Source organism: Pseudoalteromonas sp. BMB, from assembly GCF_001709235.1.
Lineage (GTDB): Bacteria > Pseudomonadota > Gammaproteobacteria > Enterobacterales > Alteromonadaceae > Pseudoalteromonas > Pseudoalteromonas maricaloris.
This window is the reverse complement of the sequence record NZ_MBQA01000163.1, coordinates 1-16,320: the sequence shown is the minus strand read 5'-3', so window position 1 is coordinate 16,320 and position 16,320 is coordinate 1. Positions and strand designations below refer to the sequence as shown.

12 protein-coding genes are annotated in these 16,320 nt (G+C 43.2%); all 12 read left to right on the top strand.

The genetic code is table 11. The features are described from left to right. The first annotated feature begins 201 nt into the window (after positions 1-201). Positions 202-2,328: a polyribonucleotide nucleotidyltransferase gene (pnp, locus tag BB427_RS12435; RefSeq protein ID WP_010370826.1), complete on the top strand. Its 2,127-nt coding sequence runs from the start codon at positions 202-204 to the stop codon at positions 2,326-2,328. 388 nt (positions 2,329-2,716) lie between these two features. After that, the gene (gene nlpI, locus BB427_RS12430; RefSeq protein ID WP_069020962.1) at positions 2,717-3,604 is read left to right on the top strand and encodes a lipoprotein NlpI; all 888 of its coding nucleotides are present in this window, start codon (positions 2,717-2,719) and stop codon (positions 3,602-3,604) included. Beyond that, positions 3,582-4,709: a hypothetical protein gene (locus BB427_RS12425; RefSeq protein WP_069020961.1), complete on the top strand. Its 1,128-nt coding sequence runs from the start codon at positions 3,582-3,584 to the stop codon at positions 4,707-4,709. Before nlpI ends, BB427_RS12425 begins: the two co-directional genes overlap by 23 nt. Positions 4,710-4,912: 203 nt before the next feature. Then, the gene (locus BB427_RS12420; RefSeq protein WP_017217780.1) at positions 4,913-7,705 is read left to right on the top strand and encodes a monovalent cation/H+ antiporter subunit A; all 2,793 of its coding nucleotides are present in this window, start codon (positions 4,913-4,915) and stop codon (positions 7,703-7,705) included. Then, positions 7,705-8,046 carry a Na+/H+ antiporter subunit C gene (locus BB427_RS12415; RefSeq protein WP_010370832.1) on the top strand — a complete coding sequence of 114 codons (342 nt, stop codon included), beginning with the start codon at positions 7,705-7,707 and terminating at the stop codon, positions 8,044-8,046. Before BB427_RS12420 ends, BB427_RS12415 begins: the two co-directional genes overlap by 1 nt. After that, positions 8,043-9,557, top strand: a complete 1,515-nt coding sequence (locus BB427_RS12410) for a monovalent cation/H+ antiporter subunit D (RefSeq protein ID WP_069020960.1) — start codon at positions 8,043-8,045, stop codon at positions 9,555-9,557. Before BB427_RS12415 ends, BB427_RS12410 begins: the two co-directional genes overlap by 4 nt. Further along, entirely contained in the window at positions 9,558-10,094 is a 537-nt protein-coding gene (locus tag BB427_RS12405; protein WP_069020959.1) for a Na+/H+ antiporter subunit E, read from the top strand. After that, positions 10,088-10,357, top strand: a complete 270-nt coding sequence (locus BB427_RS12400; protein WP_010370838.1) for a K+/H+ antiporter subunit F — start codon at positions 10,088-10,090, stop codon at positions 10,355-10,357. Before BB427_RS12405 ends, BB427_RS12400 begins: the two co-directional genes overlap by 7 nt. 9 nt (positions 10,358-10,366) lie before the next feature. After that, the gene (locus BB427_RS12395) at positions 10,367-10,693 is read left to right on the top strand and encodes a Na+/H+ antiporter subunit G (RefSeq protein WP_010370840.1); all 327 of its coding nucleotides are present in this window, start codon (positions 10,367-10,369) and stop codon (positions 10,691-10,693) included. Positions 10,694-10,910: 217 nt separating this feature from the next. Continuing rightward, positions 10,911-13,025, top strand: a complete 2,115-nt coding sequence (locus BB427_RS12390; protein WP_069020958.1) for a methyl-accepting chemotaxis protein — start codon at positions 10,911-10,913, stop codon at positions 13,023-13,025. Positions 13,026-13,128: 103 nt separating this feature from the next. Next, positions 13,129-15,051, top strand: coding sequence for a DNA topoisomerase III (locus tag BB427_RS12385; protein ID WP_069020957.1), 1,923 nt, complete (start codon positions 13,129-13,131; stop codon positions 15,049-15,051). Positions 15,052-15,129: 78 nt separating this feature from the next. Further along, the gene (locus tag BB427_RS12380; RefSeq protein ID WP_010607880.1) at positions 15,130-15,987 is read left to right on the top strand and encodes a tetratricopeptide repeat protein; all 858 of its coding nucleotides are present in this window, start codon (positions 15,130-15,132) and stop codon (positions 15,985-15,987) included. Positions 15,988-16,320: the final 333 nt, after the last annotated feature.

Here is a 16,320-nt window from a genome sequence, read left to right as displayed (position 1 = left end):
TTTATCCAACAGTAAAAAAGGGGCTAATTAGCCCCTTTTTTTGTGGCTGTTCTATCAGTATACTTACAGCCGTTTAAAAATACTTTTAAACAAGCGTCAATCGGATTTCCAATTGTAGTGCTTAAGTAAATTATGGTGAGTTTATTTAAGACTGTGATTGGTCCCCGTTGACGTTGAAAACCATTTAGTAAGGAAAATATTGTGCAAGCAATTATTAAAGAATTTCAACTAGGTCAACACACGGTGACTCTAGAAACAGGTGCTATCGCACGTCAAGCTGACGGCGCAGTACTTGCAAGTATTGGTGATACTTCGGTACTTGTTACTGTTGTAGGAAGAAGAGAAGCGGCTCCTGGCCAAGACTTTTTCCCACTAACGGTTAACTACCAAGAAAAAATGTACGCTGCGGGTCGTATCCCTGGTGGTTTCTTGAAGCGTGAAGGTCGTCCTTCAGACGGTGAAACACTAACAGCTCGTCTAATCGACCGTCCAATTCGTCCTCTTTTCCCAGACGGCTTTGTAAACGAAGTTCAGGTTATCGCGACAGTGGTTTCTGTAAACCCTGAGATCCAACCTGATATCGTTGCTTTGATTGGTACTTCAGCAGCACTAGCTATCTCAGGCATTCCATTCAATGGCCCGCTAGGTGCAGCACGCGTTGGTTTCATCGACGGTCAATACGTACTTAACCCTACGCTAAAAGAGCTAGAGACAAGTAAGCTTGACCTAGTTGTTGCGGGTACTGAAAACGCAGTACTAATGGTTGAATCAGAAGCTGAAGTGTTAACTGAAGAAGAAATGCTTGGCGCTGTTGTATATGGTCACGAGCAATCACAAGCTATCATCAAAGCAATCGAAGAATTCCGTGCTGAAGCTGGTAAAGCTGCATGGGATTGGACAGCACCTGAAAAAGATTTAACCCTAGCTGAAAAAGTCGCTGCAATTGCAGAGCAAAAAGTAGGTGATGCTTACCGTATTACTGACAAAGTTGCACGTAAAGAAGCACTTTCTGAAGCAAAAGCAGAAGTCATTGAAAAGCTAGGCGCTGAAGTTGCTGAAGGCGAGTCACTAGACGAGCAAGTGGTAGGTAAAACATTCAGTTCACTTGAGAAGAAAATTGTACGTAGCCGTATCATTGCAGGCGAAAAACGTATCGACGGTCGTGAACCAGATATGGTTCGTGCGCTAGATGTGATGACGGGTGTACTGCCACGTACTCACGGTTCTGCAATCTTTACTCGTGGTGAAACTCAGGCACTTGTAACTGCAACCCTTGGTACTGAGCGTGACGCGCAGATGCTAGACGACCTAACTGGTACTCACAAGCATCACTTTATGCTTCACTATAACTTCCCTCCATTCTGTGTAGGTGAAACGGGTTTTGTAGGGTCTCCTAAGCGTCGTGAAATCGGCCACGGTAACCTAGCTAAGCGTGGTATTGCGGCAGTAATGCCAACACTGGCTGAATTCCCATATTCAGTACGTGTAGTATCTGAAATCACTGAATCAAACGGTTCATCTTCAATGGCATCAGTATGTGGTACTTCACTTGCGCTAATGAACGCTGGTGTTCCAGTTAAAGCGTCAGTTGCTGGTATCGCGATGGGTCTAGTGAAAGAAGGCGAAGATTTCGTTGTACTTTCTGACATTCTTGGTGACGAAGATCACTTAGGTGATATGGACTTCAAAGTAGCGGGTACAGCAAACGGTGTAACTGCACTACAGATGGATATCAAGATTGAAGGTATCACCAAAGAAATCATGCAGATCGCGCTTCGCCAAGCGAAAGCAGCGCGTCTACACATCCTAGGTGTGATGGACCAAGCGATTTCTGCACCTTCTGAAGAGCTATCTGAGTTCGCTCCACGTATCTACACGATGAAGATCCCTGCGAAGAAGATTGCTGAAGTTATCGGTAAAGGTGGTGCAACAATTCGCCAGCTTACTGAAGAAACAGATACAACGATTGAAATTGAAGACGACGGTACTATCAAGATCGCTGCAACGAATGGTAATAGCGCACAAGCTGCTATTTCACGTATCGAAGCGCTTACAGCAGAGCTTGAAGTTGGTACGCTTTACACTGGTAAAGTTATCCGTATCGTAGACTTCGGTGCGTTTGTAAATGTACTTCCTGGTAAAGATGGTCTAGTGCACATCTCACAAATCAGTGAAGAGCGCGTAAATAACGTTTCAGATCACTTAACTGTTGGTCAAGAAGTGAAAGTTAAAGTACTTGAAGTTGACCGCCAAGGCCGTGTTCGTTTAAGTATCAAAGAAGCACAAGAGAAAAAAGCTGAGCAGCCTAAAGAAGAAGGCGCTGAGTAATCTTTGCAATGCTTTGCATAGAATAGAAGTGTAAAGGGGCTGAATAGCCCCTTTTTTTATGCTTTAATGCTGTTTGACTCAAAATGATGAAACAAAACTGAGTTTATCTGGTCAATAGAGAACAAGGCAAAGTTATAGTACATAACCTGAGCTGCGGATAATTAATGCCTTTCTAGCAGAAAGTTTTAGCGCTAACTGCGTTGAATTCACTTCCAATAGCCAGCTATTGGTGCGTAAACTCTCTGGCTAGACAAGGAGAAAACTAAGTTGTGATTTAGCAACAATGAGTTGGAACATTCCTTATCCAAACCTCAGGTTAAATAATCAGATTGTTGGTATACCTGTGCAAAGACTCTAAACGGGCAAATGCCATTGAATGAGGAAGGAAATGAAGTTAGCGAAAATAGTTGTGCCATTAGTGCTAATGGGGCTGGTAGGATGTAAAAGCACGCAGCCAGAGGCCACTAAAAACATTGTAAATGTTCCGCTTGCAGTACCACTTCAAGCCAATTTCCGTAATGAGATTGCCATTGCTCGATTTAACGAGTTACTCTTGCAGCCGGATATGGCAAATGAGCAACGCGCGCAGCTGCTATACAATCGCGGTATGCTGTATGATAGCATTGGCTTACAAACGCTTGCTCGTATTGACTTCAATCGTGCCGTACAAATTAAGCCGGATCTCGCCGAAGTATATAATTTCCTTGGTATTCATCAAACGTTAGAACAAAATTATGGCCGCGCATATGAAATGTTTGATGCTGTGCTAGAGCTTGACGAGCAACATGAATATGCTTATTTAAATCGTGGTATCGCATTGTATTACGGTGAAAGAGCTGATTTAGCAGTAAAAGATTTTGAAGCCTTTTTGGCGCGAGCTCCAAAAGATGCGTACCGTGCTATGTGGCTGTATATTGCTCAACAACAAGTAGACGGTGCGCTTGCTAAGCAGACATTGGCGGCAAATAGCCAAGCATTAGACCCTGACGAGTGGTCGTCTCAGTTAGTTGCACTGTATTTGGGTACTTTATCTGAAGAAGCATTTCTTGCGCAGATCTCTGATGGCGTGAGCACCCAAGAAGAGTATGCGCAGCGTCTCTGTGAAGCCTATTTTTATTTGGCTAAGCGATATCAGACCAAAGGGGATTTAGCCTCTGCGATTAGCTATTTTAAGCTCGCGCTGGCAACTAATGTATATGAGTTTGTAGAACATAAATACGCCCGTCTTGAGCTTGATTTACTTGCCCAGTTGAATGACGAACAAGACGCGAGCTAAACATCTTTTTATTTTCGTGCTTATTGGGCTGCTGTTTTCAAGCAGCCCTAATTATGCACATCTCTCCATCGCGCAAAAATCAGCACTTGTCGTCGCCAATCCAAATAGCTATTTTGCCATTGCACCGGTGCTTGAGATGTCACCCTCCCAAGCAAGTACACAATTAGTACGAGCTATTGCAGACCTAAAGCAACCAAGTTGGGAGTTTGAACGGTTACAGCGCGATTTGAGTGCTCAAGAGAAAAATAGCACTAAGCTGCTTTTACTCGATACTTGGTCCCGTTTAAATCGTCAGCAGCGTCAGCAAGTGTCCGAGCAGTTAATATCACTTGGCCGATATCACTTGCTTTATGCGCTTTCAAAGCGTTACGCTTTAAACCCAGAACTCACTTCGTTGCTCGCGGTGTGGCAAGGAAAGTCTGTCACGACATTTTTGAATAACCCCTACTTAAGACAGTTTCACACTCTCTCAGAGCGTCAGCATTCAAGTGCGTCTTGTCAGTTTAATCTTGCATTAATCGCCAGTGATTTAGATGGTTTGCAGCGTTTACAAGTACTTAAACATGCTTATGAGCAACAACCAGAGCCAGCCAAAGGCGTATATTGTTTATCTAAACCGATATATGCGGCGAATAAGCTCAGTTGTAAGAGGCGAAGGGGATTTGCAATGTGTGACTTACGACACGAGCAGGGCTTGTCGGAATACGATCATCTGGTGTTAATGGCAACGGAAGGACTTGCTAATGTCAGTGGCAAGCACATGACTTTAACCGCCACCAGCACCTACAATACGCTGATACATGAGCTTATGCACTTTAGCGGCTTTGAAGATGAATACCCAATACCAGCCCAAAAAGCAAAATGGCTTTGTGCGACTTCAGGGCAAAAGGCACCAAATCTTTACGTTGGTGACCAAGCACCGAGCAATTGGGTACCGAGTCGCACTTGCGAGTTAGGTAAACTTTCCTCATATAAACCCTCGAATAGTCACTCTTTGCTGGAATATCAATCAATTAAGTTAGATGAAAATTACCGTAAAAGGTGGTTAGCAGTACTGAATTCAAGACGTTTAGAAGATAAAATAGCAGTTAATTCGGCTGAATAGTTTTGAACTTATTCTGAATAGTTTGTTAAGGTTGGCTAAAATAGCACCAGCTAGAAAGTGAAACTCTAGACAACTCAAACACTAATCAAGTATAACAGGGTTCATGTACGTGTGGTTAATGTGTACCGATCGCTCCAACTTGGAAGGGGGATTGTCACATTAATCTAAACGAGCCATAACGACGCAAATAAAAGGTTTCATCTATGACTTTATTTTGGATACCCTTGCTATCCTTAATTGGCAGTTTTATCTCTGCATTTACGGGAAAGCTTTCTCGTAATCAGTCGACTGCTATAACCTTAGTAGCGCCAGCAGTGGCAATTTTACTTGCTGTTGATCTCGCCCCTGCCGTTTTCGCAGGAGAGACTATTCGGTACACATTTGAATGGGTCCCGCTTCTAGATATTAACATCGCGTTTAGACTGGATGGTCTTGCGTTGCTGTTCGTTTTCATGATCTTGGGCATTGGTATGCTGGTTATCTTCTATGCCAGATACTACCTTAGCAGCAATGATTCCATGCCTAAACTTTATGCTTACTTAATGCTCTTTATGACCGCTATGCTTGGTATTGTTATGTCTAATAACGTATTACAGCTGTGGTTATTCTGGGAGCTTACCAGTATTAGTTCATTTTTACTTATTAGCTATTGGTGGCATAAGTCAGAGGCCCGCAAAGGGGCGAAAATGGCACTTGCTATCACTGGCGGTGGCGGCTTAGCACTGCTCGCTGGCTTGATGTTGATAGGAGATATTGTAGGCAGTTATAACCTTGATGTGATTTTATCGAGTCGTGAGCTTATTCAATCCCATGCATTATATGAAGTGGCGTTAATCCTTGTGCTACTGGGCGCATTTACCAAGTCCGCGCAATTTCCATTCCATTTCTGGTTACCGCACGCGATGGCTGCACCAACGCCTGTAAGTGCGTACTTACACTCTGCGACTATGGTGAAAGCTGGAATATTCTTACTGGCGCGCTTTTATCCTGCGCTGGCGGGTACAGAGCTGTGGTTTATTCTCGTTGGCCTAACTGGCTTAGCGACGCTGCTCGTTGGCGCCTATATCGCGTTATTTAAACATGATCTAAAAGGTCTGCTGGCGTTTTCAACGATCAGTCATTTAGGCCTTATTACTTTATTACTTGGTCTGGATACTGAGCTTGCGACTGTTGCGGCGGTTTTCCATATTATTAACCACGCAACGTTTAAGGCCTCTTTATTCATGGCGACGGGGATCATCGACCATGAAACGGGCACTCGTGATATGCGTAAACTTAACGGTATGTGGCGTTTTATGCCCTATACCGCAACGCTTGCGATGGTTGCCGCTTCTGCGATGGCTGGGGTGCCGCTACTTAATGGTTTCTTGTCTAAAGAAATGTTCTTTGCCGAGACGCTACACCAGCAACTTCTGGGCTCTATGTCGTGGTTGATTCCAATTTTGGCGACAATCGCCGGTGCATTCTCTGTTGCGTATTCGGCGCGATTTATTCATGACGTATTCTTCAACGGAGATCCAATTGATTTACCCAAGGAGCCACATGAAGCGCCACGCTATATGCGTTTTCCAATCGAAATCTTGGTCGCTTTATGTTTGATAGTCGGCATGTTCCCTAACTTTATCGTTGATGGCATGTTAAAAACAGCATCAAGTGCGGTATTAGGAGAGGCTGCGCCAACCTTTGAGGTTGCTATTTGGCATGGCTTTAACTTACCACTGCTTATGAGTGGCCTTGCGGTATGTGGTGGTTTATTAATTTATACTCAGCGCAAATACCTATTCCAATTCCAAGCTTCATTACCGCCAATGAACGCTAAGAAAACGTTTGAACGCACTATGTACAACATAGTGTCTTGGAGTCGCGCGCGCGTAAACGCAATAGAAAATGGCTCGTTACAGCGTTATCTGATGTTGATGTTTATCGTTGTGCTGGTGAGTGCAGGCTGGCCATTGTTTGAAATGTCACAGTTAGTGGGTAATTTAGAGCCGACGCCAATTGACGTACATAACGGTATTGGTGCTGGTTTATTAATGATTGGAGCGATTGGCACGGTTATCTGGCATCGTACTCGTATGGTTGCACTGCTGATGATTTCGGTTGTTGGTCTCATGGTGTCGGTTGCCTTTACGCGCTTCTCAGCACCAGATCTGGCGCTTACTCAGTTAACGGTAGAAGTAGTAACCATTATTCTGTTGATGCTTGCGTTATTCTTCTTACCGCAAAGAACGCCGAAGGAGTCTAGTTCTATTCGCGTACTACGTGATATGGGTATTGCTTCAGCAATTGGTGTGATCATCGGAAGTATCAGTTACGCCTTGATCACAAGGCCATTGGATAGTATTTCTGAGTTCTTTATTGCAAACGCCAAAGTTGGCGGTGGTGGGACGAATGTCGTTAACGTTATCTTAGTGGATTTCCGTGGTTTTGATACGCTAGGTGAAATTACCGTGCTGGGAATTGCGGCGCTGGGGATTTATAAGTTGCTGATCAACTTACCACTATTTATGCCAGGTAGTGACAGTGAAGGCAGACCTTGGGCAAAAGAGAGATATCCGTTACTGCTGGCAAGTATTTCGCAAAGCTTATTGCCTTTGGCATTGCTGGTCTCGGTTTATATTTTCTTGCGCGGCCACAATCTACCAGGTGGTGGATTTATCGCGGGCCTAATCACGGCGATAGCCTTTATTTTACAATACATTGCTCATGGTTCGAATTGGATTGCAGAGCGCTTTGATGTCAATTACCGCAAGATTATCGCAACGGGTATCGCTATTTCTCTAGCAACCGGTGTGGGAAGTTGGTTCTTTGGCAAACCATTCTTAACCTCATGGTTTGATTATTTTGATATCCCATTGGTAGGTAAAACTGAGTTGGCAAGTGCCATCGCATTCGACCTTGGTGTTTATATCACCGTGGTAGGTGCAACGCTGATGATTTTGGCGAGCCTAGGTAAAGTAACGGCAAATGCGCCCAAAGAAGAGGTGAATATTTAATGGAATTGCTTTATGCATCGTGTGTGGGCTTGCTAGTAGCCTGTGGCGTATTTTTGATTCTACGAGCAAGAACGTTCCCAGTTGTTCTTGGTTTAACTATGTTGTCTTATGCGGTCAACTTGTTTTTGTTCGCATCGGGTAGATTGACCTTAAACAAAGCTGCAGTGCTTGGTTATAGCAGTGAGTATGCAGATCCACTGCCGCAAGCCTTGGTATTGACGGCAATTGTTATCGGGTTCGCGATGACGGCATTTGTCGTGATCTTAGCTATTCGCGGTCGTTCTGATTTGGGTAATGACCATGTAAATGGCATTGTTCCTGACAAAAAGGGTAAAGCATGATCCAACATTTGACTTCTTTACCTATTTTATTACCTATGTTGGCAGGGGTGATCCTGCTGATGCCACCGTGTGGTAAGAACTTAGCGATTAGGCGTAAAGTTTCAGTACTTATGTCGCTAATTACGTTTGCAGTTTGTGCCTCACTTTTACTACATGTTCAGCAGTCTGGCATTCAGGTTTATGCGATTGGTAACTGGCAAGCACCGTTTGGTATTGTGTTAGTTGCTGATCAACTTTCTACTCTGTTAGTCAGCTTAACCGCTTTGTTGTGTTTTGTGTGTTCGCTGTATAGCTGTGCTGGAGATGACGAAAGAGGAAGTTTCTTCCATCCGTTACTGCACTTTTTGGTGATGGGGGTAAACGGTGCCTTCTTAACTGGTGACGCGTTCAACTTATTTGTATTCTTTGAGATTTTGTTGATAGCGTCTTATGCGTTGTTAATGCATGGTGGTGACAAGCATAATACCCGTGCTTCATTGCAATACGTGATCCTAAATCTTGTGGGTTCGTCGCTATTTTTGATTGCATTAGGTATCTTGTACGGTGTACTTGGTACTCTGAACATGGCGGATATGGCATATAAGATCACCTTCTTACAAGGAGATGATGTTTATCTTGCTAAGATTGGCGGCTTGTTATTATTGGTTGTATTTGCGCTAAAAGGCGCCTTGTTACCGCTTCATCTATGGCTGCCAAACACCTATGCAACCGCGTTACCTGTTGTAGCTGCTTTATTCGCAATCATGACTAAAGTGGGTGTGTATTCCATGATGCGTGTGTATACACTGATTTTTGGCGATCAAGCTGGTGAATTAAGTCATATGGCACAAGAGTGGCTATGGTGGCTCGCTCTGGCGACTATCGTCATGGGTGGGATCGGCGTACTTGCTAGTCAAGATTTGCGTAAGCTGTCTGCAAATTTAGTGGTGGTGTCAGTTGGTACCCTAGTGGCATTAGTCGCCGTACAAACGGTAAATAGCAGCGCTGCAGCCATTTACTATTTAGTGCACTCGACATTAGTGTCTGCTGCTTTGTTCTTACTTGCTGATTTAGTGGGGAAACAAAGGGGTAAAGTTGCTGACAGGATCACCGCGGGTCGCCCAGTAGTTCAACCTATGTTACTTGGCATCATGTTTGCGATTGCGGCAATCACTGTGATTGGTATGCCGCCGCTATCAGGCTTTATTGGCAAAGTATGGATCTTAAAGTCGACCATCGAGTCGAGCCACACATACTGGTTTTGGGCGGTGTATTTACTAGTAAGCTTAGCGGTATTAGTCAGTGTCTCAAAAGCAGGTAGCACTGTGTTTTGGCATCATACGGGTAAAGTCGATACACAATCGGCAGAAAAAGCGCATCCTGCTCAAATTATCGCAATTCTTACTTTGATAACTTGTGCGCCGTTAATGGTGATTTTTGCTGGTCCATTGACTGATTACGCATTGTCGGCAGCCGACTCTTTACACGACTTTTCTAGCATGACGAATGCTGTGTTAAAAGGAGCGAAATAGATGCGTTTAGAAGCAAGGTTTAAATGGCTACCAACTCCATTTCGCAGCTTACTGCTATTTACTGTGTGGTTATTGCTGAATAATAGTGTGTCAGCTGGGCATATTATTCTCGCGACTATTCTAGCGATTGTGATCCCGCTGATTACCTATCGGTTTAGAACTAAGCAACCACTGATCATTAAGCCATGGCGTGCGTTTACTCATTTGCTGTTGGTGCTTTACGATATCATCACCGCCAACGTTGAGGTTGCGATAAAGATCTTAGGACCAACGAAGAAATTACGCCCCGGTTTCGTGTTGGTGCCGCTCGATATAGATCAAGCTATGCCAATTACTATTTTAGCCAGCACGGTATCTTTAACTCCTGGCACCGTAAGTGCTGAGGTATACCCTTGGCCTGAGTCTGTAAAAAGTGGCGAAAAACCAGAACGTAAATACTTACTGATCCATGTGTTAGATCTTACGGATGAGCAAGCATTGATTGATACGGTTAAATCTCGTTATGAAGCGCCATTGAAGGAGATTTTTGAATGCTAGAAACTGTAATTCTGATTGTCTTTGCGATGATAGGTGTATCGCTTTTGCTAAACCTGTGGCGTTTGGTTGTTGGGCCTTCAATTCCAGATAGAATTTTAGCGCTCGATACCATGTATATAAATACCATTGCGCTTATTATTCTGTACGGAATGAGTATGGGAACGGCATTGTACTTTGAAGCCGCATTATTAATAGCAATGCTTGGCTTTGTAAGTACAGTTGCGGTATGTAAGTATTTGCTGCGCGGCGACATCATAGAATAGGAGAGCGATATGTCAGAATGGATAATTTCCATTTTATTACTGTTAGGTGGTGCGTTTGTATTGATAGGCTCTATTGGTCTTGTGAAAATGCCTGACTTTTTTATGCGTCTCCACGGTCCTACAAAAGCGACAACGCTTGGAATGGCGTGCTTATTGACCTCGGCAATGGTGTATTTCAGTACCACGACTGATGGCGTGAGTGTAAAGGAAATCTTGATTTCAATATTTTTGCTGCTCACCGCTCCCATCTCTGGATATATGCTGATTAAGTCAGCAATACATCACCGCTTGCCAAGCAATGAAAAGACGACTGGCAAAGACAAGATAAAAAAATAGTGCTTCGGCGCTATTTTTTTTATCCATCACTTTATAATTTATTCGTCAAAATACTTCGCCTAAGCATCATAAATTTCAGTACGTTATTAAATTTTTTGCTACAGTTAAAAAAGACTTCATAGTCGCCGATAAAAATAGGGGTCACTCGTTTTATCAAGTTGATGATGAACGTGCAGTGCAATTTGTTTGCATACTAAGTCTAAAAACTGGGAATGTTATGAAACAAGCTTCGATTAAAAACAAACTCTTATTCTTTGTAACAGCATTAGTAACGAGTTTGGTTGTTATATTAGTGACAACAATGTGGTTTCACCTTGCAGCAGAAAATACCAAGCAAAGTGAAGGGGTCCAACAAGCGATTTATGATGAAATATCCCAAGGCCTTATCGCTAAAGGTAATCAATATGGGCAACGTGTGGCTGGCTTTATCAATGAAGCCTATCGTGTTCCTTATACTTTGGCGGGTGTACTATCTCATACCGCCACACAGGATCCTCTGAGCCGTGAACAAGTACAAGAAATTGTCAATGGTGCGCTAAAGCAAAATCGCTTTGTGTCTTCTATGTATGCACAGTTTGAACCGAATGGTTACGATGGCAATGATGCCAGTAATCAAGGTGGTTCCAGTCACTCTGTGCCGGGCGCTGGTACCTTAGAGCTCTACTTTACTCAAGAAGCCAATGGTCCGATGCAACAAAAAGTTGAGTCGGCAGAAGAAAAATATGCCGATGCAATCAATGAATTTGGCCTACGAGAAGCCGAGTGGTATCTGTGCGCAAAAGATAAAATAGCGCCTTGTATCATGGAGCCCTATTTATATGAAATTTCTCCGGGCAACAAAATGCTGATGACCTCATTGACTACACCAGTCGTGGTCAATCGTCAATTTAGAGGCTTAGTGGGCGTGGATGTAAATTTGCCGATTTTTCAAACTATGGTCGACGAGCTCTCAAACTCGCTTTACTCAGGAGCCGCTAAGGTAACCTTGTTAAGTGAGCTGGGTCTTGTTGTGGGTTCTAGTCACTACAAGAATTTAGCCCGCCCACTTGCTGAGTCGACAAAGTCAGATAGGGCTGAGGTGTTAAAATCGCTGCACACAGGTTCTGGGATTAAAGAGCTTGGTGAAGATTTAGTCGTAGCAGTACCGATCAACATTGCGTTGCCAAATACCACTTGGTCTCTGGTAATCGAACTACCTAAGGCAATTGCACTTAGTTCTGCTACAACGCTGCAAAGTCAGCTGGAGGAGTCGACAAACTCCGTTGGTCGCTGGATGCTTATTATCGGTATTGTTATTGCTGTTATTGGCATTGCCATTGCGGTGGTATTAGTGAACACAATTATCGGGCCGCTTACGCATATTCAGGAGCGGGTAGAGAACTTAGCTTCTAGCGAAGGCGATTTAACGCATGAGCTAGAAGTGAGTCATCATGCTGAGTTGATTGCCTTGGCGCATGGCTTTAACCGCTTTACTGATAAACTACGAAAGATGATTGATGACCTCAAAGGTCTTGCTGAATCTTCCTATGAGCAGTCGCATCGAACAACAGAAGCCGCGATAAACATCAAAAACAAAGTCGCTAATCAGCATTTGGAAATAGATAGCGTAGTTACTGCAATTAACGAACTTAGTGCAACCGCTTCAGAGGTGGCTCGGGCGTCGGAAAAAGCGGCTGCAAGTACGAATCAGGCCGCTGATCAAGTTCAGCAAAGCGAGCAAAGTATCATTAAAACAACTGAAACGGTGCAATCAATGGCGGATCAAGTTATTGATGCAAAACAAGCGGTCGTGAAGGTATCTGAGCGCAGTAATGATATTTCCAAAATACTAGAAGTGATCAGAGCCATTGCAGAACAAACTAATTTACTGGCCTTAAACGCAGCAATTGAAGCGGCAAGGGCGGGGGAACAAGGGCGCGGCTTTGCGGTTGTTGCCGACGAAGTTCGAGCTTTGGCGTCAAAAACACAGGCCTCAACGGACGACATTAGTAAACTAATAGATAACCTCCAGAGTGAGGTCGCGAATTCAGGTCGGATCATTGAGAGTTCTGTGCAGTTAGGTGAAGACGCAGTGAGTTATTGCCAAGAATCAGCAAGGTTAATGAGTACCCTAGTTGCTGAGCTGACAAGCATTTCTAATGAAGTAACACAAATTGCGACGGCTGCGGAAGAGCAAAGTATGGTTACCGAAGAAATTAATACAAATACAACGGGCATTTCAGATGCCGCTGCTGAGCTTTCGAAGTTCGCAGATGAAGTTGAGCAAGCGGCCAGTTCAATGACGCTGATAGTTGAACAAAAACACAAGCAACTTAATTTATTAAGAACGTAAGTTTGTTGGTTCGCAAAGAGACTGGAGACAGTCTCTTTGCAGCTATGGTGTTTTTCGTCAAAATTCACTATGATAACTGTATCTATATACAGTTAAGCTAATCATGAAACTCTATATCGCAGAAAAACCCTCTTTAGGTCGAGCAATCGCCGATGTCTTACCAAAACCACATAAAAAACAAGATGGTTATATAGAAGTCGCGAATGGTGATGTGGTTTCTTGGTGCATAGGACACCTGTTGGAGCAAGCAGAACCTGAAGACTACGACGCCAAATACAAAAAATGGCAGTTTCATGATCTACCAATCGTGCCGACTCAATGGCAGTTCAAAGCAAAGCCAAAAACAAAAAAGCAGCTTAGCACTTTAAAAAAGTTACTCACAAAAGCCGATGAAATCTACCATGCTGGAGATCCTGATAGAGAAGGGCAATTGCTTGTGGACGAAGTATTTCAATTCGTAAATTTGCCAGAGCGGAAAAGAGCAACGATCCGACGCTTGTTGATCAGTGATTTAAACCCACAAGCTGTGAAAAAGGCTTTGGCTTCGACACGTTCTAATCAAGAATTTGTTCCTTTAAGTGTATCTGCACTTGCAAGAGCTAGAGCGGATTGGCTATTTGGGATGAATTTAACCAGAGCATTTACGTTGGCCGGGCAAAAAGCGGGAGTGAATACCGTTTTGTCGGTTGGCAGAGTGCAAACTCCGGTACTTGGTTTGGTTGTTAGAAGGGATTTAGAAATAGAGAACTTTGTATCTAAACCATTTTATGAGGTGATTGCACACATCAATAAACCAAATTGGGGTGTTTTTGAAGCTAAGTGGGTACCAAGTGAAGCATGTAAGCCCTATATGGACGAAGATGGGCGTGTTCTGGTTAAAGCCTTAGCCGAAAACGTTGCGGATCGGATCAGTCAAAAGCAAGCAACAATAAATAAGGTTGAAACGAAACCAAAAAAGATAAATCCGCCGCTACCCTATAACCTTTCTTCTTTGCAGATTGACGCAAATAAGCGCTACGGTTTATCGGCTCAGCAAGTGTTGGATATTTGTCAGGCACTCTATGAGAAACATAAACTGATCACTTACCCTAGATCTGATAACCGTTATCTACCACAAGAACATTGTGTTGAAAGAGAGCAAGTCATTGCGGCTGCCGAGCACAATCAGGGAATAGAAAGTAAGTTTATTAAGTTAGCTGATATGAACCTAAAAGGCGCGTGTTGGAATGACAAAAAGGTAGAAGCGCATCACGCTATCATTCCAACCACTAAAAAGCTCCGCAGTGCTCAGCTTGGGCATAGAGAATTGCAGGTCTATCAACTTATCTCTGTACAGTACCTTGCGCAATTCTTTCATCCCTACCGCTACAACGAAACTAAAGTGGAGTTGGAGATTAGTGGTGGTCAATTCAAAGCACAAGCGAAGCAAATAACAGATCAAGGATTCAAGATACTGTTTAAAGGTCATGAGGTAGAAAAAGAAAGCCTATTGCCGGAGTTACAGGTGGGAGAGCAACTTTTATGTGAGAGAGGTGAAGTTAAAGAAAAACAAACTCAGCCGCCAAAGCATTACACTGAAGCCACCTTATTAGGTGCAATGACAGGTATTGCGCGGTTTGTTTCCGATCAATCTATCAAAAAGGTATTGAAAGACACTGACGGGCTTGGCACTGAAGCAACGCGGGCCGGAATTATTGAGCTTTTGTTTAGACGGCAGTTTCTTAGACGAGAAGGTAAGACGATTTATTCTACGGCGCTGGGAAAAGCATTTATTCAAACCCTACCTGAGTCACTTTCATTACCAGACAGAACTGCGCTCTGGGAGTCATTGCTTGGAAAGATCGCCAATAAGGAAACGTCGTATAATCAATTTATGCAACCGCTTTGTGATGAGTTAGGTGGATTTATTGACAGCGCTCAGTCTATCAATACAAATGCACTGAAAGGTGTTCCTGTACCTGCATTTAAAAAACGTGGGGCAAGAAAGGGGAAATTTACCCGAAAGAGAAAGCCAAGCTCTACATAATTGTTTTCTTGGCTTGGTTGTAAATTCAGATAGTGTCACTATATCAACCATATTAATTACTCAGACAGAAAATAGAATATGAGCAATAAAATCCAACTAACCCCTGAAAACATTCAGCAAGTAATAACCGATCCAAATCCAGAGAAAGTGTTATTGCTGACCTTTTATAGCAATCAAAATCCTGAATGTGTTCAGCAAGACCAGATATTGGAGAGGATAGCGGCAGCTTATAGTGAGCATATAACCGTAGGCGTTATTGATTGTGATGTCCAACAAGCTCTGGCATCTCAACTCGCTCAGCAAATTGGTTTACAAGCTTTGCCAACGATTGTGATTTTAAAAGGTGGTGCGCCAGTAGATATGCTGGCAGGGGCAAAAACAGAAGAAGAAATTAAAGAAGCTTTGTCTGAGCATTTACCATCACCTGAAGTTATTTTACTTGATCAAGCGAAGCAGTTCCTCGCAAGCGGTGACCTAAATAATGCCTTTGGCTATGCGAAGAAGGCATACGACATTGACAGTAGTAACACTCGGGTTAAGTTGGTGTTTGCGGATATCTGTATGCAAATTCAAAAATTTGATGAAGCTCAAGCGTTATTAGATTCTATAAATGAAGAACAGCGAGACCCGTATTACCACAATTTAGTCGCTAAATTGGCGCAAGCTGCGGCTGCACAAGATTCACCAGAGGTAAAGCGTCTAGAGCAAGCGGTGGAAGCTGAGCCTGATTCATTAGACTTACGTTGTCAGTTAGCTCAAGCTCAGTTAGATGTGGGTAAAAAAGAAGAAGCATTGGCAAGCCTACTTATGGTGCTTAAGAAAGATATGAACTACGGTGAAGCCAAAAAGGGATTTTTAGATATTATTGCTTCGCTTCCTGATGGCGATAGTGTTGCTTCAGCATATCGACGAAAGCTATATAGTCTTCTTTACTAAAAGAATTGATAGTTGAATACCAAGATACAGGTGAAAATTTCTTCAACTGTATCTTGCATCCTCCCAAATTTGATCAATACTTATGATCCCTTCGCGAAAACTGGTGACAGTTTTATGAAGAAAATATTGCATTAATGTGGTTTTTAAGCGGTTTTGTGTGTTTTCTGTTCGAACGAACCTTTTTTATAAGTTTTAATGAAAAAAGGGGTTGCACTAAAATCGGATCTCCCTATAATGCGACCCCACTGACACGGGGCGCTACGCTGAAAAGCAAAGCAGCAACGAGTTAGCGTCAAGTAAAACTTAAGTACGAAACTTCTTCTTAAGAAATTC